General features: G+C 52.2%; 9 protein-coding genes. 5 read left to right on the forward strand and 4 right to left on the reverse strand.

Annotated elements, in window-relative coordinates; all coding sequences use genetic code 11:
• Positions 1–212: 212 nt before the first annotated feature.
• Both H6629_08755 and H6629_08760 read left to right on the forward strand, forming a co-directional pair.
• The gene (locus H6629_08755) at positions 213–1,856 is read left to right on the forward strand and encodes an ATP-binding cassette domain-containing protein (GenBank protein ID MCB9067882.1); all 1,644 of its coding nucleotides are present in this window, start codon (positions 213–215) and stop codon (positions 1,854–1,856) included.
• A 188-nt stretch (positions 1,857–2,044) separates the two neighbouring features.
• Positions 2,045–3,703 (forward strand): amidohydrolase, encoded by a 1,659-nt coding sequence (locus H6629_08760; GenBank protein MCB9067883.1) that lies wholly within the window; start codon positions 2,045–2,047, stop codon positions 3,701–3,703.
• Positions 3,704–3,796: 93 nt separating this feature from the next.
• Here the strand turns inward: H6629_08760 and H6629_08765 are convergent, their stop codons facing one another.
• On the reverse strand, positions 3,797–12,487 hold the full coding sequence (locus H6629_08765) for an FAD-binding protein (GenBank protein MCB9067884.1): 8,691 nt from the start codon (positions 12,485–12,487) through the stop codon (positions 3,797–3,799).
• A gap of 664 nt (positions 12,488–13,151) precedes the next feature.
• Here H6629_08765 and H6629_08770 point away from each other — a divergent pair.
• Positions 13,152–15,554 (forward strand): DUF1508 domain-containing protein, encoded by a 2,403-nt coding sequence (locus tag H6629_08770; GenBank protein ID MCB9067885.1) that lies wholly within the window; start codon positions 13,152–13,154, stop codon positions 15,552–15,554.
• Between the two features lie 63 nt (positions 15,555–15,617).
• Here H6629_08770 and H6629_08775 read toward each other — a convergent pair whose 3' ends face one another.
• Positions 15,618–17,000, reverse strand: coding sequence for an MATE family efflux transporter (locus H6629_08775; protein ID MCB9067886.1), 1,383 nt, complete (start codon positions 16,998–17,000; stop codon positions 15,618–15,620).
• Between the two features lie 166 nt (positions 17,001–17,166).
• On the opposite strand from H6629_08775, the gene H6629_08780 reads away from it, so the two are divergent.
• The gene (locus H6629_08780; protein ID MCB9067887.1) at positions 17,167–19,095 is read left to right on the forward strand and encodes a helix-hairpin-helix domain-containing protein; all 1,929 of its coding nucleotides are present in this window, start codon (positions 17,167–17,169) and stop codon (positions 19,093–19,095) included.
• 97 nt (positions 19,096–19,192) lie between these two features.
• Here the strand turns inward: H6629_08780 and H6629_08785 are convergent, their stop codons facing one another.
• Together H6629_08785 and H6629_08790 are read right to left on the reverse strand one after the other, a co-directional pair.
• Positions 19,193–19,666, reverse strand: a complete 474-nt coding sequence (locus H6629_08785; protein ID MCB9067888.1) for a GyrI-like domain-containing protein — start codon at positions 19,664–19,666, stop codon at positions 19,193–19,195.
• Between the two features lie 212 nt (positions 19,667–19,878).
• On the reverse strand, positions 19,879–21,276 hold the full coding sequence (locus H6629_08790) for a DEAD/DEAH box helicase (GenBank protein MCB9067889.1): 1,398 nt from the start codon (positions 21,274–21,276) through the stop codon (positions 19,879–19,881).
• Positions 21,277–21,562: 286 nt separating this feature from the next.
• Here H6629_08790 and H6629_08795 point away from each other — a divergent pair, with 286 nt between their 5' ends.
• Positions 21,563–21,937, forward strand: a complete 375-nt coding sequence (locus H6629_08795) for a hypothetical protein (protein MCB9067890.1) — start codon at positions 21,563–21,565, stop codon at positions 21,935–21,937.
• Positions 21,938–21,968: the final 31 nt, after the last annotated feature.

Here is a 21,968-nt window from a genome sequence, read left to right on the forward strand (position 1 = left end):
GTTTCTGGTTCGGTTTTTCTGTAGCTAACAAATTTACACCCAACGCATCGCGGAATCAACCGTTGAGAAAGTCTGTGGAGCATCGGCCACAAACCAATCGAAAAAATACTATCTTCGCAGGGCAATTTGTATTATCTTTGCGACCGTTAAAATGAATACAGGGATTGTGCCTGTTTTTAAAATGTTTACCCAAAAAAGAGATGTGACGTTTTATGATTACCGTATCAGATTTAAGCTTGCAATTTGGCAAGCGCGTATTGTTTGATGATGTCAATTTGAAATTCACTCGCGGCAATTGCTACGGCGTGATCGGCGCGAACGGCGCGGGGAAATCCACATTTTTGAAGATTCTCTCCGGCGAAATCGAGTCCACCCGCGGCAATATTTCCATCGATCCGGGCAACCGGATGGCTGTTTTGAAACAGAACCACTTTGAATATGAAAATGAGCAGGTGCTCAATGCCGTCATCATGGGCCATAAAGATATGTATAATGTAATGATGGAAAAAGACGCCATCTACATGAATCCGGACGCCACCGAAGAAGATCACCTGCGGGCGGCGGATCTGGAGCACGATTTTGGCGAAATGGGCGGCTGGTCTGCCGAAAGCGACGCTGCGGAACTGCTCAGCAATCTTGGCATTACCGAAGATTTGCACACCAAATTGGTGAAAGAATTGAGCGGACCGGAAAAAGTGAAGGTGCTGCTCGCGCAGGCGTTGTTCGGCAACCCGGAAATTTTGTTGCTCGACGAACCGACCAACGACCTCGACGCGAAATCTGCCGCATGGCTCTCCGATTTTTTGGCGGATTTCAAAAATACCGTCATCGTTGTATCGCACGACCGCTATTTTCTGGACATGGTTTGTACCCATATGGTGGATATCGATTACAGCAAAATCCGCCTGTTTACCGGAAATTACACCTTCTGGTATGAGTCCAGCCAGTTGATGAAAAAGCAGCGCGAAGACAAAAACAAAAAGCTCGAGCAAAAGCGTGCCGAATTGCTGCAATTTATCCAGCGATTCAGCGCCAACGCTTCCAAATCGCGCCAGGCAACCAGCCGGAAAAAAACCCTGGAAAAGCTCGATCTCGAAGAAATCCAGATTTCCAGCCGGAAATATCCGTTTATCAAATTTGATATGCGCCGCGAACCCGGTGATAAAATTTTGATGGTAGACGGCGTCAGCAAACGCAACGAAAACGGCGAACTGCTGTTCAAGGATGTATCGTTTACGATGAATCACGGCGACAGGATCGGGTTACTCGCCAATGATACCGCAACACTGAACGCGCTGTTCAATGTTTTGGCCGGTAAAACCAAACCGGATTCCGGAACGGTAAACTTTGGACAAACAATTACTTACGATTATTTGCCGAACGATAACGACGAATATTTTTCCGAAGATAACGATCTGGATTTGATCGACTGGCTGCGCCAATATTCGATCGAAAAAGATGAGCAATTTATTCGCGGATTTTTGGGGCGGATGTTTTTCTCCGGCGACGAAGTGTATAAAAAAGTGAGTGTGCTTTCCGGTGGCGAGAAAGTGCGCTGCATGTTGTCCAAAATTATGCTCAACCAGCCGAACTTTTTGTTGATGGATGAACCGACCAACCACCTCGATCTGGAATCGGTGACCGCGTTGAACAAAGCGATGGATGAATTTCCCGGCTGCATGATTTTCACCTCGCACGACCATCAGTTGATGCAAACCGTTGCCAACCGCATCATCGAAGTGACGCCCAACGGCATCATCGACCGGATGACCACTTTCGACGAATATTTGCAATCCGAGCAAACCCAGCAACGCCGCGAAAAATTATACGACGGCATCGAAATGCCCGTGATGTAACGTTTTTTCGCACCATTCAATGCATTCAAAATTTTGGGGCAGGTTTCGAACCTGCCCTTTTTTTTGTTCTGCTATTCGTGCAAATGAATGAATCTCTGCGTCGTATCCCAACGCATTTTTTGCGAAATTCCCGCCAACATCATATATTGAACCCATCTAAAATCGAACAAAATTTTGAGGAAAACGCCATGACTCAGCACATTCTTTTTTTCGGATTGATACTTCTGGCTGCCGCAATTACCGGTTGCGGCCGGACAAAAGGTGCGGATTTGATCGTGACCAACGCGATCATCTGGACGGGCAACGATGCGCAGCCGACCGCCGAAGCGCTGGCGGTTTCCGGCGATACGATTATCGCGGTGGGCAGCAACGAAGATATTCTGCGCCATCTCGGCGACGAAACCCGGCTCATCGAAGCGCAGGGCCGGATGCTCACACCCGGATTTATCGATTCGCATGTGCACTTTCTCACCGGCGGATTCCGGCTGTCGTCCGTCCAGCTTCGCGATGCGGATCGCGAGCAGTTTGTCCAGCGCATTGCGGCATATGCCAAAACCCTGCGTCCCGGCGAGTGGATCGACGGCGGCGATTGGGATCACACCAACTGGGGTGGTGAACTGCCGGATCGCAACTGGATCGACGCGGTCACGCCGGAAAATCCCGTGTTCATCTCCCGGCTGGACGGGCACATGGCGTTGGCAAATACCGCCGCGCTCAACGCCGCGGGCATCGAACAATCGGTTGCGGATGTGGACGGCGGCGAAATTATCCGCGACAAAACCGGGCGACTCACCGGCGTTTTAAAGGACAACGCGATGGACCTCGTTTTCGCGAAAATGCCCAATCCGTCCGACGAACAAAAGCTGCGTGCGCTGAACGCAGCGATGAATTATGTGGCGTCCAACGGCGTTACTTCCGTGCAAAATATGGGCGACGGGCTCGGTGAAATGGCTATTTTCGAACGCGTCCGCGCGGAAAATGGGCTGATCACCAGAATTTATCAGGCGATGCCCATTGCCCGATGGCAGAAATTGCCAGAAAAAATAGCTGCCGATGGCAGGGGCGATAAGTGGTTGAAAATTGGCGGTTTGAAAGGTTTTATGGATGGCTCACTCGGATCGCACACGGCGGCATTTTTTGAACCGTTCAGCGATACGCCGGACGAATCCGGATTTTTGGTGAATGACGAAACTGATATGTATCGCTGGATTCACACAGCGGACAGCGCCGGTTTGCAACTGATGATTCACGCCATCGGCGATCGCGCGATTCACCTGTTGCTGAATATTTTTGAGCGGGTGGAAAAAGAAAACGGTCCGCGAGACCGGCGGTTTCGGATCGAGCATGCCCAGCACATTGCCCCGGCGGATATTCCGCGATTCGCCGAATTGGGCGTGATCGCCAGCATGCAGCCGTATCACGCCATCGACGACGGGCGTTGGGCGGAAACAGTGATCGGCGCGGAGCGCATCAAAACCACTTACGCATTTCGCTCACTGCTGGATGCAAATGCGCGTTTGGCTTTCGGCAGCGACTGGTTTGTGGCGCCGCCGACACCGCTGGAAGGCATTTACGCCGCCGTCACCCGCCGCACGCTGGACGATGCCAATCCCGATGGTTGGGTGCCGGAGCAAAAAATTACCGTCGAGGAAACGCTGAAAGCCTACACCGCAGACGCTGCCTACGCATCGTTTGATGAGCAAATAAAAGGCACGCTGGAACCGGGAAAACTGGCGGATTTTGTGCTGCTGGAAAAAGATATCCGCAGCATTCCGCCGGAAGAAATACGCAATGTTGCTGTTGATATGACCGTGGTGGGCGGGAAAATCGTATTCGAAAAACAGTAGAAAACGGCGCAACTGAACCCAGAAATAATATAACAAAAAAGGGGCACGTCACCGCCGTGCCCCTACAATTATAAAACATTGTCTGCTCAAATTTTAATGCGATTCGTACCCTTTTTGCCCGCCTTTGGGAATCAGCAGACGGAAATTTTCGGGTGACAACGCATACGGCTGTTCGTCCACTTCGAAGGAGAAGGTTTTGCCGTTTTTCGTGCTCAATTCCACGCCCGCGAGCTGCAGGGTTTCCATCACGCGCTCCTGCCAGTATTCCCACAATTCCGGGGTAATTTCCTCAAATTTGGCGTGCGAATACTGGTGCGGATCGAGCCTGTCGTGCGGATCGAAGAACAGGAAGTTACCCCGCGAGGCGCCGCCCATCAATTTGGTGCCGCGATAGGGACGTTCCTGCATCCGCAATTTGCCATCCTGATCGAAAAACATCCCGCCGAAGAAGAAATCGCCGCCCATCAGCGATTCGCCGCAATATTTGCTGGCGGAGCCGAGCACGTGAATCTGCAGGTTCTGGCAGCGCGGATCGTTCACGGAATTGGTCCAGGCGCGATCGACGATGTCGCCCAAAATAACCACTTTACCACCTTTCGAGGCGTAGCCGTTCACTTTCCCGGCGTTGCCGTGAATGTACAGATTGCCGTGGTGCATGCCCATCGCCGTGAAATTCTGGGCGTTGCCGTGACAGCGAATCGTGCCGCCCTGCATAAACGCGCCGAAGTATTCGCCGGGCGTGCCGTACACGTCGATTTCCACGTCATCGGAATCCACTTTGCCCATCACCGCGGTGGAAATGAGCCGCTGCCCGTTCACGCGATACAGCAGGAATTTTCGCCAGCCGCGATCATACGCCAGCGAGAGAAACGCCGCAAATGCTTTTTTCGGATCGATGCCTTCCGGCTCGAAACCGGTGGCGTCCACGATCAGCGTTTGCCCGGATTTCGGCTCGGCGACATCGGTATTTTTGATGGTCGCCAGCGCCCATTGTTGCGGTTCGCGCTGCGGCAGTTCGTCGATAAATTCGTGCAGCAGCGTTTTCGCGATATCGATGATCGCGCTTTTCGCTTTGCTGCCGGTGTTCATCGTCCGGGCGTAATCGATGAAATAGGTCAGCGTATCGATGACTTCGGTGCTGGATAGCAATTTCGGTGCATCAGGTTTTGGTTTGCCGTTTGTGCTTTCCGTAACCTTTGATCCTTTATTCGTTATCCTTTCCATTATCCACCGGAACGTGCTAAAATTCCATTCCGCCAGATTTTCCCGAATCCAGAACCGCAGGCGACCGGCGTTGTTGCGCATTTCGCTGTCCAGTTCCGCTGCGTTTTGGGGCGTTTTCGCCGCTTCGCGGTGAATGGAATAGTGCTCGCCGGCAGCTTCCAGCTCAATTTTTTTGCCGTAACGATCCAAAAATTCGTAGTCGATCACTTTGCCGGAATCGTCGTAGTGGAAGCGGTTGATCATCCCTTTGCTGACCATCACGTAATCGGAGGTTGTGCCGTCGATGACGCCTTCGCGATCGAGCAGCGCCAGCACTTTCTGGCAAGCCTGCTCCTCGGATGCGATCACCGAAAACGCGCGTTTTTCGCCGTTCTTTTCATCATACCAGAACGCAGAAGTGCCGGGGCGCAAATCCGCCGGATCTTTCAGATCCACCCGTTCGGTGACGTTGCGTTCCGGGAAATGCCGCAAACAGAGATACTGATACGGTCCGTCCGGCGAGCTGGTGAATTCGACGCGCTGCACTTCTTCGAGCTGTCCGCGCATCGACGGGTCGATCAGCGCGAGATCGTCGCCGGTGGTCGGCGAAAACGCTTCGAACAGCGCCCAATCCGGATATTCCAGCTCATCCGCGACGAGGTGGAATTTCAGCGCAGCCACTTCCGTATCGGTGGTAGCCAGCGGCGGCAATCCGAACTGCTCCACCCGTTGTTTCAGGGTTTCGTAGTTGGTGGTTTCGCCGTTGTGGGTGAGCGCCGTGTGCAATTTGGCGAACGGGTGGGCGTTCATCTGCTCCACAACCGAGCCGGTTGCCAATCGCACGTGAATGATGTTGTTCGGCGCGGCGGGTGTTTCCCAGGGAATTTCCCGTCCGGCGGTTTTCCACACGCCGAAATTTTTGCCGCAGCTCATCACCGTGGCGATTTTGCGGATGCGCGGCATGAATTTCTCTTTGTGGAGCATCGGCGGGTAGCGCTTCACGAACGCCAGCAGCGCTTCGAGATACGTTTCGCCGTATTTGTCGAGATTCTTTTTGCTGAACGGATCGTCGTCCGTCAGCACGCCGAAAATGTCGCGGAAATCCTCGTTGTCCTTTAAAAATGCGTTCCAGTCATCGCCGAGCGCATCCCACTGATACAGCGTTTGGGTGAGCTGCACGGAATGGTTGAATACGAACAGGTCTTCCGCTTTTTGCATGAATTTGTCGTTATCGCGATAATTTTTGGCGGTAACATCCGGGAAATATTCGCGGATGTAGTTGTATCGTTCCGCAACGAGCAAATCGGTTTCGACGAACGCTGCGAGAATTTGCGGCTTCACCCGAACGAAAAATCGGAAAATATCGCCCGGATCGGTGTTTTCGTTGCCGAATTCGCGGTAGTCGCGCTCTTTGCGATTGGCATCGAGCTTGTAATTTTCGCGCACCTTGCGCACGTCGGTTTCGCCGGCGTAATCGAAATACGGATCGAGAAATACGGTCTTGATTTTTTCTGCCAGTTTGTGGCGGAATTTCAGCAACATCGTGCGCGCTTCTTTGCGGAATTCTTCCGGTGTCCAGGTTTTGCCGTTTCGGCGACGCAGGTCTTCTTCCATTTCCAGTTGCAGGCGGCCTTTGACCATCACGCGATAGGCGTAGTGATGCGGAAAATCGGTGAAGCAAAGCGTTTTCCCGACGCCGACACCGTCCATCCCGCGATTTTTCATGGCGTGCAGCGCTTCATCCAGCACAAAGCTGGGCACCGGATGCGTGCCGATCACCGCTGCAACACCGCAGTTGGTTTGTCCGACCTGATGCTGTTCGCGCTCGTTTTTGGCGATGACCTGATCTTTGCGTTTGCTGTGTTCGCGGCGCTGGCGGATGCGGAATTCAACCCGTTCTTTCAGCCCGATCCACTGGATTTTGTCGAAACGACCGCGCAATTCGCGGATGTCCTTCAGCCCGAGTCCGGCGAGTGCGCGGATGACCTGCATCTGCATAATCAGCAGTGCGTTGATCATCTGGCGGGAGTTGATGTCCACATCGCGGAGGTTTTGCATGATCAAATTGCTGGTGGCGATGCCCCGCGAGCAGCCGTCGTGGCAGTTGCGGTTGCGGTCGCAGCCGATGGCGACCAGCGGCATCGTTCCCCAAATCACGCCGTCCGCGCCGAGCGCCACCGCTTTGATGACGTCTTCATACGTGCGAATCCCGCCGGAAGCGATAAATTTAACGTGATTGCGCAGCCCGTCGCGCACCAACCGGTCGTGAATCAGCGGAATGGCGTATTCGAGGTGCATACCCATCTGCCCTTTGATAATGTTCGGCGATGCGCCGGTGCCGCCGCGCGGTCCGTCCAGCCACACCTCGATTTTCATGCCGTATGTTTTGGCGTATTCCGCCAGATCGCCGCTGAGTTTCAGCGTGTTTTGCCGCACCACATCGATGCGGTCTTTCAGCGCTTCTTCGGTGTTGTCTTTGGCGATACGCGCGAGTCCCGCGGCGATAAATTCGATGTCCACCGATGGCGAAACTTTCACGGAAACCACCGCTTTCGGGTTGATCATCCGCACCATGTCGATGAACGATTTCACATCCTCAATCGAATAGCAGTTGTGGAACGGGAACGGCGAAATCACGCTGGTATACGCCAGGCTGATGATCGATTCGCTGTCGCGCAAAATATGCTCAAAATCCAGCGGATCCATCGTTCCTGCTTCGTGCGCTTCGTACGCCTTTTGCTGAATCAGCCAGATTTGCCGCTTCAGTTCGGGATAAATTTCCTCGTCGGCGTGCGAACGGAACAGATCGGTTTTGGCGGTTTTGGCAACCTCGTTCAACGGGTGCGCCGCGTTTTTCTCGATTTTTTCGATGCGGTTGATCAGCGATTCCAGCTTGTCGATGTTGAGCTTTTCCAACCCCTGAATCCCGCGCAAATACGACACGAGTTTGTTCACTTTTCCGGCGAGAATATGCCCGCCGATACCCATTTTCGCACCCTGGCTGTAAGCGATTACCACCCGCCGCGCTTTTTTCATCGTTTCTTTGGTGACGCCAAAAAGACCGGTTTTAAGCTCAGTAGAAACATAAGGTTCGTCCTGTTCGCCGATCACATCGTAAAAGATGAACGGTTGCAGTTCCGGGTATTGTGCCAGCGTTTGGTAAATGCCGGGATGCGTTTCTGCAGTGACGCCGTTTTCGTTCAAAATGCGTTTGATTTTGGCAACGGTGTAATAATTGTCGTGTTCAAAAAATCCTTTGATCAGCGACATTTCCGGCTCGGTAACAAACAGTGGTTCGCCCTTCCGGTTGAGGAAAAAGCTGGTCGGGTAGCCGCCTTCGCCGGTGTCGAATTGGATGCCCAACGCCCGGGTCGCGATGACGTGCGCCCGCCAGGTATCCAGGCCGATAGAGCCGACCGATTTGCCGCCGAGCATCCACGGCGCCTGCAAAATGAGGTTTTTGTCCAGCGGCAACGCGGTGGAAATGTCGTCCAGTTCTTCATCTGGGATGATGTCCGGATCGCGCTGATAGAGAATTTTCATCACGTCGAAACCGTCGCCGAGCAGACCCGTGCCCTTCACATTTTTCAATTTGTAAAGCTCCGGATCGCCCGCTGCCATGCGCCCGAGCGATTTGATGAGCGCGCCCGGCCACACGTGATCGCGGTGATAAACGGTCTGGTTGGTGTCGCCGAGTTCGTAAAAATAGTGCGGCGAGCGCAGGTTTTCCACCCGCGATTTCAGCTCGCTGTATGTCGGCGAAACGCCCGCGGGCAATTTTTCCGCTGCAATATTTTCTTTGTTGAGTTGCTCAAATTCCTGCAGCTTCGATTCTTTTTCGAGCACGTTTTTCTGCAGACGTTCTTCCAGTTCGTAAAAATCGATCAGCCGGCCTTCTTCACCGACCGTCTTTTTAATATCCTTGAATCCGGCGGCGCCGAGCACTTCCAGAATCTGGATTTTCCGCGATTCCATCTGATTGTTGAGGCGTTTGATCGCCCATTCGATGTCCAGATTGATCAATTTTTCGGTGGTGGTTTGCGCTTCCAGAATCGCGCGATAGGCATACGGATCGAGCGCGAGCAGCGCCGCGAAATCGAGCAGTGTGGCTTCCGCGCCGCGCTGGATAGTTTTCTGACTGTCCGATGCCAGGCGTATCCCGCCGGAGGCGATGATGCTCACCTGATGGCGGCGTCCGGTGTTCAGCAAATAGTGGTGAATGTCGCGAACAGCGCCGGAAGTTACAAAATACTGATCTTTATTCCGCAACCCGTGAATGTGCAACACATCCACTTCGAGGAACATGAATTCCTCGATCTGCGCTTTCAGTTCGGGCAAAATTTCCCCGGCGACGATATCGTATTCGCTCACTTCCAGGTATCCGCAGATCAGCGGACGGCTGCCGTGCAGCGACTTCGCGGATTCGCGGATAAAATCGATGGTGCGCTCCATCTCTTTGTGCGGCGTGATCTCGAACATGGGCATGCTCCACAAATCGATAAGCATGCGCCGCCGGACGTGCGGATTCACGCGGATGTGGTCGATCATTTCCAGATCGACGCGCGGCACAACCACTTCCGGCAGGCGTTCGTATTTGCCTTCCTTTATCCAGAAATCGTAATATTCCAGAATGCGGTTGAGCTTGATGGTCACCAGCGAATTCTGTTTTTCGGCAACCTTGATGAGCGCCAACTCCACCCGTCCGTTGCTTTGCAGGCGGATGTGGTTGTAGAGCATCGGCGTTTTCAATTTGATTTTCGGGAAGGGCGGATTGTCCAGATTTTCCGATGCATCAAATTTGCAATAGCGATGTCGCTGCCCGAGCTGCACCGACAATTCCTCATCGGGATCGCCTTCGTGCAAACGGTTTTGTGCCGGTCCAACGATGTGGAAATGCGAAAACCGTTCCGCATCGAAACCGATGCCCATGTGGCGGTCGCCCTGTCCCATTCCTGAAACCGGGATTTGTCCGGTGGACGCCTCTTTGTCAATTTCAATCAAATTTTCGGCGGTGAGATAAATATCTGCCATTTCCGACAGTTCCGGCGACCGTTGGATGGTGGTCGTGTCGGTCAAAAAGCGTTTTTCTTTTTCCCAATGCTGCTTTTCGTCTTTGTCCACCGCGTTTTCGATCAAATCATCCACAAAATTGCGCTCTACCTGAATGGCTTTGTTCTGCGGACAGAAATTGATACAAGCGTTACACAACGCACAATTTTCATCGATCAATTCGGGAATTTCGCGGGGATTGCCCTGCCGCGCGCCGTAAATACAGGCGTTTTCGTGAGCGCACATACCGCAGGAAATGCAGGTGTCTTCATCAATATATAGCTTCGAATAGGCGTAGCCGCGCGGATATTTGATGTTCAGCCCGTGCTGCAGGTGGCTGCGTTCCTCTTTTTGCACCGCTTTGGTGTGTTCCACATACAGCGGGCTTTCTTTCATAATATCCCAGAAGCGATCGACAAATTCGGTCTTGCCGGCGTCGGTCAGTCCGAGCACTTTTTTGAACAGCGGGTTTTCCTCGACGAGATCGAACATATCGGTGAGCTCGATGTCTGTCGGGCAAACGCGGGTGCAGTTGTCGCAGCGGGTGCACACCAGAAATCCGAGCGCTTCGGCCTGATCAATTTCCACGCCCTGCGCGATACGGTTGGCGGTTTTCCGTCGGGTGATGGGCGTGCCCACGCCCCACATGCCGAACACATCGCTGGTGGGGCACACTTTTTCGCAACTGTCGCACTCGGCGCAGGCGCTGTTAACCGTTAAAATATCGTTGCGGGAAGCCTGCAACTGCGGCGGCACAACCGTCGGGAAAATCACTTTATTGGCGCGCCACAACAGCTTGCCGGGTGACAATTTGCCATTCCGTTCCCAGCCTCTTTTGAGGGTTCCTACTGCCCATTGCATCGGCAGCGGCGACAAATTTTTGAACGCTTTCAACGCCATTTTGCGGCCGCTGTGGTTCACATATTTGGCCTGATTGATCAACCGGTCCGGATCCATTTCCCGCTTCAGTTCCTGCAGGCGATCGACTTTTTCGGGATTGCTGTTGCGCAGCGATTTCAAAAATGGCAGGTTCCAGATGCCCGTGCCATACGGTCGCCCGCCAAAAGCAATGGCAGTTTGCATCATAAACGGCACCAGCCCGAAATACACTTTGTGGCGGCTCGTTTCCGTGTCCGCCAGCAGAATGGATTGGATCATGACTTCGTTATTTTGCAACACATGCGCTTCATTTTTCACCGGATTGCCTGTCCAGTTGGTCACGGCGGACTGGATAAAATTCATGTATTCCGGCAATTTTTCTTCGGGAATAATCGCCTCGCTGACCAGCATTGAGGGTCCGCGCTGTTTCATTTCCACCGGTGCGAAACGGTGCTCCCAGAATTTGTGCGCCACGCTTACGCCCAATCGCCAAAACGGCAATTCATGATAACGGCTTTGCTCGCTGCGGGAGTTGAACGGGTAAAATTTTAGGGCTTTTTCGTAATCTTCCTGCTGATCGAATTCCATGACCACCACGTGCTGCAAATCGCGGAGCTGGTCGGCGACATCCAGCGAGCGGCGGGCTTTGCTGATTTTCAGATCGTCATCTTTGGCAACCGCTTTTTCCAGCGATTTTTGGGCTTTCTTTTTGGCGATTTCATGCGTGGTTTTGATGTAATTCTGGTCAAAATAAAGAATGGACGTGGGTTGCAATTCCCATTCGCGAACTAATTTCAGAAAGTCGCGGACATGGTTGGGGTTTGTGAATGAAAACGCGTAAGGTTTCGATTTATAGGTTTGCGGCTTCACCTTCAGCGAAACGCCGACAACCACGCCGATTTGTCCCTCGCTATCGAACACTTGCTCGAACAGCGGATCTTCTGGGGTGAGCGTTGCCCACTGACCGTCCGGTTTCAGCATAAAAATGGCTTCAACGGAATTGCGCACATGCCCGTATTTATACGCGCCGATGCCCAGCCCGCCGGTGACGACCCAACCACAAATCGTGCCGCTGTTGGGATTGGTAATTTGCTGGCGCAGCGCAAAGCCGTTGTCGCGCAGGTAGCGGCGCATATCCGCAAAAATGACGCCTGGGCCAACCGTGAGCCGTGCCTTTTCCGGGTCGATCGCATGAAAATCGAGGTAGGATAAATCCAGCACAACTTCGTTATTTAGCGGCACAGCGCCGCCAAACGGCCAGGTTCCCGCTCCGCGAATGGTGAATTTCACCTTTTCCGAACGGGCAAATTCGATGAATTTTTGCACATCTTCCAGTTTTCCGGGGCGCACCACAAAGCGGCATTTGATATTCAGCAAATTGCGCTTTAGCGCCTGCGGAATCATACTGGTGCCGGTGTCGTTGTGATAAATTTGTTTTTGCAAATCCGTTAGCGAAAAAATTACTGTCGCGTCGCTTAGCCGTTTGCGCAGGGTTTGATACGCGGCATCCTGCTTCAGTGCTGCGGTTGATTGTAATGCATCTCGATAATTTTCGAACAGCAGTTCCACAGCATTTTGCTGCGATTTCACCCGCTTTTCCGCGGATGCGTTCATCAAAAATCGAAATTCCTTTTCAAATGGAATAGTGCTCATATCTATCGATACCTGCCTGATATATGTTGAAATTTGTCTGCGGATTCAGCCAAAAACGGCGTTTTGCGTTGGACCTGATTATCAAAATAAAGGCGGTTTACCCGAAGAAGACAATCTGCAGCAATACAAATCCGAATATTATTTCCGCCCAAATATGTAAAATGATGGTTCAAAGCGCCAAATGTTTTCAAAATTCACCTGCCGGACGTCCACAAAAATCACAATCCTGAAATAATTTTTTAGTAATCGGCAAACCGTTTCGCAAACGTGAGCGAAAAGCAGTTATATCTTTCGCCAAAACCTCATTTAGTAAGTTGAATTGCAACGCGCCGTGTCCGGGAAAATCGGAAGACGCCCAACTGGAATTTTAATCGCAAAATTTGTTTATATTATTTTATTTCCTTATCTTCAGCCGCTAAAAACATTATCGTTTGTATAAAATCCAATCGGGAAACGGCCGTTGACCTCGCAGCTTTTTGCTCACATTGAATCTGATGATAGACATTTTACATCTTATCCGAACATCGCAAGAAAAGATGGTTCGCTAAAAAATCCAACTTTGCTGATAATCGGAAATTTCCTTTTTCTGCGCTGTATTTCAACTTTTCTGATAAAACAAACAAATAATAGAAGATAGATTTAATACTTAACATCAGAGGTAGATATGAAATTTCAGATTGAGCAAGTGCCGGGTGGCGACGGGTTTCAGTTCCGGTTGCTTTCGAATGCGGGTGACGTATGGCTGACCAGCAGCACATTTGCAGATCGCGATGGGTGCACGGCGGCAATCCGTACGGCAATTGAGCGCATTGCAGATGAAGGCAATTTCGAAAATCGTGCGGAAGACGGGCAGTTTTTCGCGGTGCTCTCGGATGAAAACGGCGCCCGTTTAGCCATTAGTGAAGGACTGGCCAGCGCAGCCGCTGCTGCTTCGCGAATCGGTGTTATCGCGACCGAAGCTGAAGAGCAGGAAGATTACGAAGTTACCCTAACCACGACAACCCTTACGAGCGCAGCATTGCCGTCCTTTTTAGGCAGCGCGTTTACCAATTTCGAAGAACTTTACGATTTCACTCTCAGTTCTGCCTCAAATCAACCGGGATTTGAACTGTTCCAGAGCGACAAAGATCAGGAGTTTTACTTTTTCTTTAACGATGCTGCCGGAAAATCCATTTTATACAGCCGTGGATTTAAGGATGCATCGCGCCGGAAAAAGCGCATCGGGCAGGTGATCAAAAACGCCCAGCGCGAGGACAAATACGATCGCCGCGACAGCGGTGGCCAATATTCTTTCATCCTCAACGGCAGCAACGGGCAGGAAATCGCCCGCAGCCCCATGTTCGCCAGCGAAGCGGAACGGGAAGCAGCCATCGCATATCTGATGGGCAACGCCGGAGAATACGCTTCGCTGTACATCAAGCCGAAGCGCAAAAGCCAGAAAAAAGCGGTGAATCAGTATAATCTGGATCGCAAATCGACATCCGGCAACGAAGGATTCGAAGATTTTCGCAATGCGGATGACAAACAACATTATTTTCATTTGAATGATCAAAAAGCGGCGGCGCTGTTGTTCAGCCAGGGATATGCCTCCGCAAAAAGCCGCGATAACGGTATTCGCTCCGTTATCAAAAACGGCGGCGACCGCACCCGTTACGAATTGCGCGAAGAAGGCGGCAAACACTATTTTATCCTCCGTGCTGGAAACCGGCAGGAAATTGCCCGCAGTCGAAATTTTGCAACCGTTGCCGAGGCGGAATCTTTCATCGATTATCTGGTTGGCAAATTACCCGGATACGCCGCGATTTATGGCGTTGCCGCCGCCGAAATTGCCACCACCCAAACCGAGTCGTTTACGCTGACGGTGGATCGCGATGAGCCGGAAGTGGAAGCACCGGCATCCAAAAAAGTAATTGATGATTATTTGCCCTGCGATGAATACGCGGGTGAAAGGGGATTTCACAAATTTTATCGCGAAGACCGCAAAGAATATTACTTCAGCTATATTAATGATGATGACGAAGTTGTGCTCCGCAGCGAAGGCTACACCACAGCCGCCGCCCGCGATAACGGCATCGAATCGGTGAAGAAAAACGCGCCGATCGAAAAGCGCTGGTTGAAAGAAACCGCGATGGACGGCAAATACCATTATTTTGCGCTGCGTGCCGGGAACAATCAGGAAATTGCCCGCAGTTGCTATTACGAATCCAAAGGCGCGATGCTGGCTGCATTTGGCTGGCTGAGCGGTGCACTCGGTTTGTTGGGCGCTGCCGCCGCTGTTGCTGCCGCACCTGCACCCACACCTGCGCCCACCGCTGTTGCAGCGGCAACACCTGCGCCGTCGCAACCGGTTGCCAAAATTGCCAAATCGGTACCCGTTGCCGCACCGGTCGCTGCGCCGGTTCCGCCGCCAGCCGCGGAAAAAAGCGGTGGTATTCCGTGGGGTTGTTTAATTCCGCTATTATTGGTGTTGTTGCTGGCTGCGTTGTTCTTCCTGTTCCGCGGCTGCGAATCGGAAAAACCGGTCGCCACGCCGCCGCCCGCCACCAAAGTTGCACCGCCCGCCGAACAACCGGCAGCACAGGAAAGAACCGCACCCGCAGCAGAAACACCCGAACCGGCAAAACCGGCACTGCTCGGACCGACCGCTGCGTCATTGGGATTTGCGGCAGATTCTCCGGAAGGCATGTTGGCAAATTATCTCAGCGATCCGGCCAGCACGTTCCCGAAAACGTTCCGGTTGGCAAACCTGAATTTCGAAACCGATCTGGATCAGCTCGAACCGGCCGCAAAAGCTATTTTGGACAAAGTTACCAAAGTGCTGGAAGCGTATCCATCCGTAAAATTCCGGATCGACGGGCACACGGATAACCGTGCAACAGAAGCATACAATCTGGATTTATCCGACCGCCGCGCGAAGATGGTGGGCAATTATTTCCGTGGAAAAGGCATCAACTCATCGCGATTCACTACCCGCGGATTTGGCGAAAGCCAGCCGGTTGCCAGCAATGAAACACAGGGCGGACAATACCAGAATCGCCGGGTGGAACTGGTCGTAACTGAAAGATAATCAATTGTTTGGAGAGTGATATTAAAAAGGCGGCAGATTATTCTGTCGCCTTTTTTTATGAAATTAATTCTGCTCGATCACGCGCATATCGCGCCATTTGCCCTGTTTGAATCGCCACAGAAATGCAAAACACAGGCTGCAGACATATGCGGTAACGCTGGTCCAGAGCGCAAAAATGCCGCCATCAAACACATAAATTCCCAAATACGACGGCAGCAACAGCACAATCCACGACAGCCCAAAACTGGCGATCGCCACAAAACGGGTATCGCCTGCGCCTTTGATGGCACCGGAAAACACCATATTTCCGGCATCGAACAGGCAGTAAAACGCCACAAATCGCAGCAGAATTTCTGTGAGCGCGGCAATTTCGTTGAATTCTGCCGGATCTGCCTGTGCCGCAAACGGCCACAAAAACAGCTTTGGCACCAGAAAATAGCCGATGCCCAGCACCGTAAAAAACGTAAATCCAAGATGGAATGCGGACCAGGTTGCTTTTTCAGCCAGATCCGGGCGATTATCGCCGAGGTGCTGCCCGACGAGAATGGAAACGCCCATCGACAGCCCGAACATCGGTAAAAACGCCAGCATGCTGATGTTGAACGCGATGTTGCTGGCCGCCAACGGCACCAATCCCAGATTCCCCACAAAAAAGATAAAAATCGTAAATGCGAACACTTCCAGCACAAACTGCATCCCGTTGGGAATGCCGTAACGCATCAGCCGCCGGAATAGCGTGGGATCGAATCGCCAGCCGCGAAGCGTGGCATATTCCTGATCGTATCGCCGCCGGAGCATCAGCGCGAGGAACAGCCCCGCGGTGAAAATTGTACCGATAACCGTTGCCCACCCGGCACCGGCGATGCCCATTTCCGGGAATCCGCCAATGCCAAAAATCATGAAATAATCCAGCACCAGATTCACAAAAGTCCCGGCGAAATTCACCCACATCACCAGCCAGGTTTTGCCCAAACCGGAAAAAAATCCGGATGCGGCGTTGGCGATCACCGCAAACGGCCCACCGAACAGCAACACCTGAAAATAGATGGCTTCCAGCCGTGCAACCTCCGCTGAATGCCCGAACAGCGCGAACAGCTCCGGCGCGATAAAATAAAATGGCGCAATTGCAATCGCCGTTACGATCGCCAAATAAACGCCCTGCCACACCGCCGGCCCGATTCGCTCGGTTTGTTTCGCGCCAAAATATTGCGCCACAAATGTGCTCACATACACCGCGATGCCAAAAAACAGGCTCATCAGCGTCCAGTTAGCCATGCCCGCAGGCATGGATGCGGCAATCGCCTCCGGCGAATACCAGGTGAGAAATATGCGATCCACAAATTGCTGTAAACTCCACGAGCTGGTGCTCAAAATCAGCGGCAGCGATAATTTCAGCACAGCTGCGTAGCCGCTTTCGGCATGCCAGCGTTGTTTTATTACATCAATCATTCGATTTCCAATTCCGTAACGGGCATCATCGCCCGAATTTGAGGTTCGAATATAACACGGTGCTTCCGGCATTTCGTTGCCAAAAAAATATTCCGGAAATTTGGATGTTTGCACAAAAATTCGTATTCTTTTCCACCTTACCAAAACATTACCGGAGAAATTTATGGGGCTGACGGGTCTGCTCCTGCTCATCCTTTTGGGGATGAATTTGCCAATATTGGCGCAAAATGAGGTGGATATTTCCGATCTGCTGGAAGGGCTGGAAAGCGAATCGATCGGGCAGACGGATTTTTGGCAAATTTTACAGGATTTGCAGGATCATCCGCTGAATGTGAATACCGCGACCGCGCAGGAATTGCTGCGAATTCCCTTTATTTCCGAAACCGTAGCCCGCGAAATGGTGCGATATCGCCGCGAAAACGGAAAATTTGCGGATGCCGCCGCGCTGCTGGCTGTCAGCGGCGTAACGGATGAGTTACTCGCCGCGATTGTGCCATATATCCGCTTTCGCAACGAACGGCAACTGCCCGTTGTGGATTACCGCACCCAAACCGGCGGATTTTTGCACGAACGGCGCGGCGATGTTGAAGGGCAATACACCGGACGTTGGCAGCTCTATCAGCGATTGCGCTGGCGCCCGACGCCGGATGTGCTGGCCACGGCGATCTGGGAAAAGGATGCGGGTGAAGCCAATTGGTCAGATTTCGGCGCGTTTTCGCTCGGTTACGATTGGCGGAAAGCGCGCTCGTATCTCATTTTTGGCGATTACAACATCGAAACCGGGCAGCGGCTGGTGTTCAGCGGCGCGTACGGCACGCCGTTGATCGCCAACAGTTTTCTGCCCTATCGCAACGCGATGTTCCGTTTTCGCCCCAAAAGCGCGGTCGATGAAAACGCCTTTCTGCGCGGCGCGATGTGGGCATACGCACCCACCGAAACGCTAAACTTGCTGCTGTTTTATTCCAACCACAACCTCGATGCGAACATCGACGGCGAAACCGTGCGCTCGATTTACAACAGCGGATTGCACCGCACGGAAACCGAGCTGGCAAAACGCGATTTACTCGGCGAAAAAGTGCTCGGCGGTGTGGTGCAAGTTCAATTTAAACAATGGATTGCGGGAGTTCAGGCGAGCCGCTTCGATTATTCGATAGCGGTTGAACGACCGTTTACGCGTCCGCGCGATGGGTTCAATTATCTCAGCGGATTTTGGCAGGCGGGCGGCGATCTGCTGCAATCCGGCGGCGAGATCGCCTTGCTCAACGGCAAATTTCCGGCGATCCAACAATCGGTTTTGCTGCATTTGCCGGATTCGCGATGGAGTTACGGCGCGGCGGTCTACTATTTTCACCCGGAATATTGGGCGAATCACGGGCGGGCATTGGGAAAAATCAGCGAATCGCCGGAAAACGGCGTGGGCATTTCCATGAACGCCTCGCTGAAACTGGCGGAGCAATCGCGGCTGGCGGCGTATGCGTGGCTTAATCGTGATGCCCGCGATGTTGAGGAGTTCCCGCAGTTGAAACAGGTGCAGCAAATTCTGTTCACCCAAAGAATTGCGAAATCGGAATTGCTGTTGCGTTACACCCGGCGCTCCGGCGAACGAAGCGGCGAAAATTCGTCCGGCATTCGCATCCCGATCGCGATCCGGTCGCATACCTGGCGGGTTCAGTTGCGCAGCAAAATATCGCCGAAGGTGCAGCTCACCCAGCGCACGGAAATCAGCAAAGGCGCAACGGTTTTCGGCGCTGCCCGCGATTACGGTTTCGCGCTGTATTCGGATGTCAGCTATCGTCCCACCAAATATTTTACGATTCAGACACGCTGGACGGTGTTCGACGTGCCGGATTTTGAGTATCGCCTGTATGAATTTGAAACGGATTTGCCCGGCTCGTTTCGCAATATTTTACTGAACGATCGCGGCTACAAATGGTTTGTGCTGGCGGGTTACGAGGTGTGGGGCAGTTGGCGCTTTTCCGTAAAATATCAGGAAATGGTTTACCCGGATCTGGAAACGCTGAGCAGCGGATTGGATGAAATTTTAGGCAATCGCAAACGCATATTGCGGCTGCAACTGCAGGTCACCTATTGATAAAGGGAAAAAGGATAAAGGATAATGATAAAGGATAAAGGAAAAGGAAAATTGTCATTCCTGCGCAGGCAGGAATCTCCCAAAATTTTCTCAAAGCCTATTTTACCGGAATCCAGATTTCCTCCTCGGAATCCGGGTGATCGTTTTGGTATTTTTCGCCCAACACCTCAAAATGCGGGCGGTCATCCAGCGAATATTTTGAATTCGGCAGCCATACCCCGAAAATATATTGAAACGTTTGCGGCGCGGTCGCGGCTGCACCTTTGTGGAAAAATACGGCGTACAATCCGCCCGGCAGCGTAAACGATGCCATTTCTGCGGGAATGTTTTCGAAATTCGCAACTTCCACCGCCGCCCATTTTTCGAAGTGCGTGTTCGGAGTAAAATTCGCAAATGATGAAAAATCAAACAGTTGCATCGAATAAAATTCACTGCCGATACGATTGGCGATTTCGTTTCGCCGGGGCATGAACCGCTGCCAGAGTTGCCGCGTTTGGTTGTCAGCCATCGACATGGTTGTGTGCATCCCGACGAGTTTTTTTTCGGTGAGCGTTTCTATTCTGGGTTCCATATTTGATTTTCTTAATATTTTTATAAACAGATGTTTCGCATTTTGCCGCAAAAACGCTAAGAACGCAAAGAAATGATCAAAAAATACATGTTGTGCTGTTCGCTGTTTCGTCCACATAAAGTGTTTCAAAACAATATGTTAAAAACATTGTAACAAAGAATACATCTTCGCGACCATTGCGCCTTTGCGGCGATTATTAAAACATCTGGGTTTCACTTCGGTTTGCGATAGGCGTGGTGCTGCCGCCGTCGTTTGTTCGTGAAGTGCTCGCCGGTGCCTTTGGCAATCAACTCGTAAAGCATCGCGCGTTTGCCGGGTTGGGCGCGGAGCAATCTGCCGAGCCGTTGAACGTGTTCGCGAACGCTGCCGCTGCCGGAAACCACGATGCCGACGTTTGCCTCCGGCACATCCACGCCCTCGTTCAGCACTTTGGAGGTGACCAACACCGGATATTCGCCGTTACGAAACGCGTTCAAAAACGCTTCGCGTTCTTTCAATTTGGTGTGATGGGTAAGCACCGGCAGCAGAAACCGCTTGCCGATATTGTAGGCCATTTCGTTGTCCTGGGTAAAAATGATGATCCGGTCACCGCGATGCCGTTGCAGCAAATCCCAGATCGCCGCCAGTTTTGCGGACGCCGCCAGACTGAGCTGCTTTTGGGCGAGATACGCTTTGAACGCTGCACGTCCCGCCGGCGAAAGGCTGGTTCGCCACAAAAAATAGTTCCAGCCGCGTGCCGATCCCATGTTGATGTTTTCCTGTTTCAGGAAATCGAGGTATTGCTGGCGGGCGGATTGGTAGGCTTCCTGCTCTTCCGGCGTGAGGTCGAGTTCCAGCGTTTCCACATCGTAAGGCGCAAGGGTTTCGCCTTCCAGATCGCGAATATTGGCGCGATAGCAAATGTCGCCGCAAATCTGGAACAGCCGCGATTCCCGCCCGTCGGTGCGTTCCGGCGTGGCGGTCAGTCCCAACCGGAACGGCGCCAGCGAGCTGATCGCGCAATACTGGTATTGCTCGCCGGGCAGGTGATGGCATTCATCGAAAATCAGCAACCCGAAGCGGTTGCCCTTGCTTTCCACATGCAGCAATGCCGAATCATACGTTGCGACGGTCAGGGTTCCCGGCTCGTTGTAGCCGCCGCCGAGCAGCCCGATATCCGTATCAAAATAGCGTTTGAGCACGGCGTACCACTGGTGCATCAGATCGATGGTGGGCACATGAATGAGCGCCGGACGTGCCGTTCGTTCGATGAGCATTACTGCCAGAATGGTTTTGCCCGCACCCGTGGGCAGGGTTACTACGCCGTTCGATCCGGCATTTACCCACGCCGCAAACGCTTCGGTTTGGTGCGGACGCGGCACGATTTTTTCCCGCAGCGGCAGCGCAACCGGCGCGAAATTCCGGGCGTCATCGCGATAGTCCAGTTTGTTGTTGCGCAGCGCCAGCACAATTTCCCGGTAGCGAAACGCCGGCGCACGGAAGCTGCGCACCCGCCCATCCCACCGGACTTCCGGCAGGTTTTCCGCCATCGCCGCATCGAGGTGGCGCAGCAGCAGCGTGCCTTTGTCGAACAGCAGTTGGGGCGTACTTTTTTCGGGTGATTGTTTCATTTTTGCGACCTGTTTAGCGGGTATTTTAGCGAACGGGAATATATCCATTGCGTTGCGGAGATGCAAATTTTCTGATTCGCTGTGTAGATGCAATTCATTAGTAGAGGAAATTCATGAATTGCCTCTACTGAATACATAACATCAGTAATAATAAATTCTATTGATATTTTGAATTACGTGTGATAAAATCAAACTGTGATTGTGAAAACAATTGCAATTTCAGCCGGAAACTCCGGCTGTTGATGAGCCCCACAACAAATTGATCAACACATTTTTGGAGCGCCGAATGATGCTGCATTGCCGCTTTCTCCGCCGGTTTTCTTTCGTGATAGTTGTGATGCTGGTTTCCGCATGTCACACGGTGAAGAAAATCCCGCCGGAAAATCTTCGTGAGAATGCAATTCATGAATTGCACTTACGTCTCACCGTAACCACAATCGCCGGTGAGACATTGCAATTCAATCGCTACCGTGTGAGCAACGATACGCTTTACGGGTATCAATCAGATTCGCTGGCGAAGAAGATCCATGTTCAGGAAATACAGACAGTTACCAAAACAAAACCGAGTCCCCTTATTCCAATTGTATTCCTGTCCGCGATGGTTGGATTTTTTCTGTTCGGGTGGTATCTGAAAAGTAGTATTGGTGGTTTTGGAAATTAATTTGGCTAAAATATTTGAAGTGGATGCCGAG

The sequence above is a fragment of the Calditrichia bacterium genome, from assembly GCA_020634975.1.
Taxonomy (GTDB): Bacteria; Calditrichota; Calditrichia; order RBG-13-44-9; family J075; genus JACKAQ01.

Bases quoted from the DNA above. Each gene is read 5' to 3' on its own strand.
- H6629_08755 (MCB9067882.1), top strand. From the start codon at position 213: ATGATTACCGTATCAGATTTAAGCTTGCAATTTGGCAAGCGCGTATTG.
- H6629_08760 (MCB9067883.1), top strand. From the start codon at position 2,045: ATGACTCAGCACATTCTTTTTTTCGGATTGATACTTCTGGCTGCCGCA.
- H6629_08765 (MCB9067884.1), bottom strand. From the start codon at position 12,487: ATGAGCACTATTCCATTTGAAAAGGAATTTCGATTTTTGATGAACGCA.
- H6629_08770 (MCB9067885.1), top strand. From the start codon at position 13,152: ATGAAATTTCAGATTGAGCAAGTGCCGGGTGGCGACGGGTTTCAGTTC.
- H6629_08780 (MCB9067887.1), top strand. From the start codon at position 17,167: ATGGGGCTGACGGGTCTGCTCCTGCTCATCCTTTTGGGGATGAATTTG.
- H6629_08785 (MCB9067888.1), bottom strand. From the start codon at position 19,666: ATGGAACCCAGAATAGAAACGCTCACCGAAAAAAAACTCGTCGGGATG.
- H6629_08790 (MCB9067889.1), bottom strand. From the start codon at position 21,276: ATGAAACAATCACCCGAAAAAAGTACGCCCCAACTGCTGTTCGACAAA.
- H6629_08795 (MCB9067890.1), top strand. From the start codon at position 21,563: ATGATGCTGCATTGCCGCTTTCTCCGCCGGTTTTCTTTCGTGATAGTT.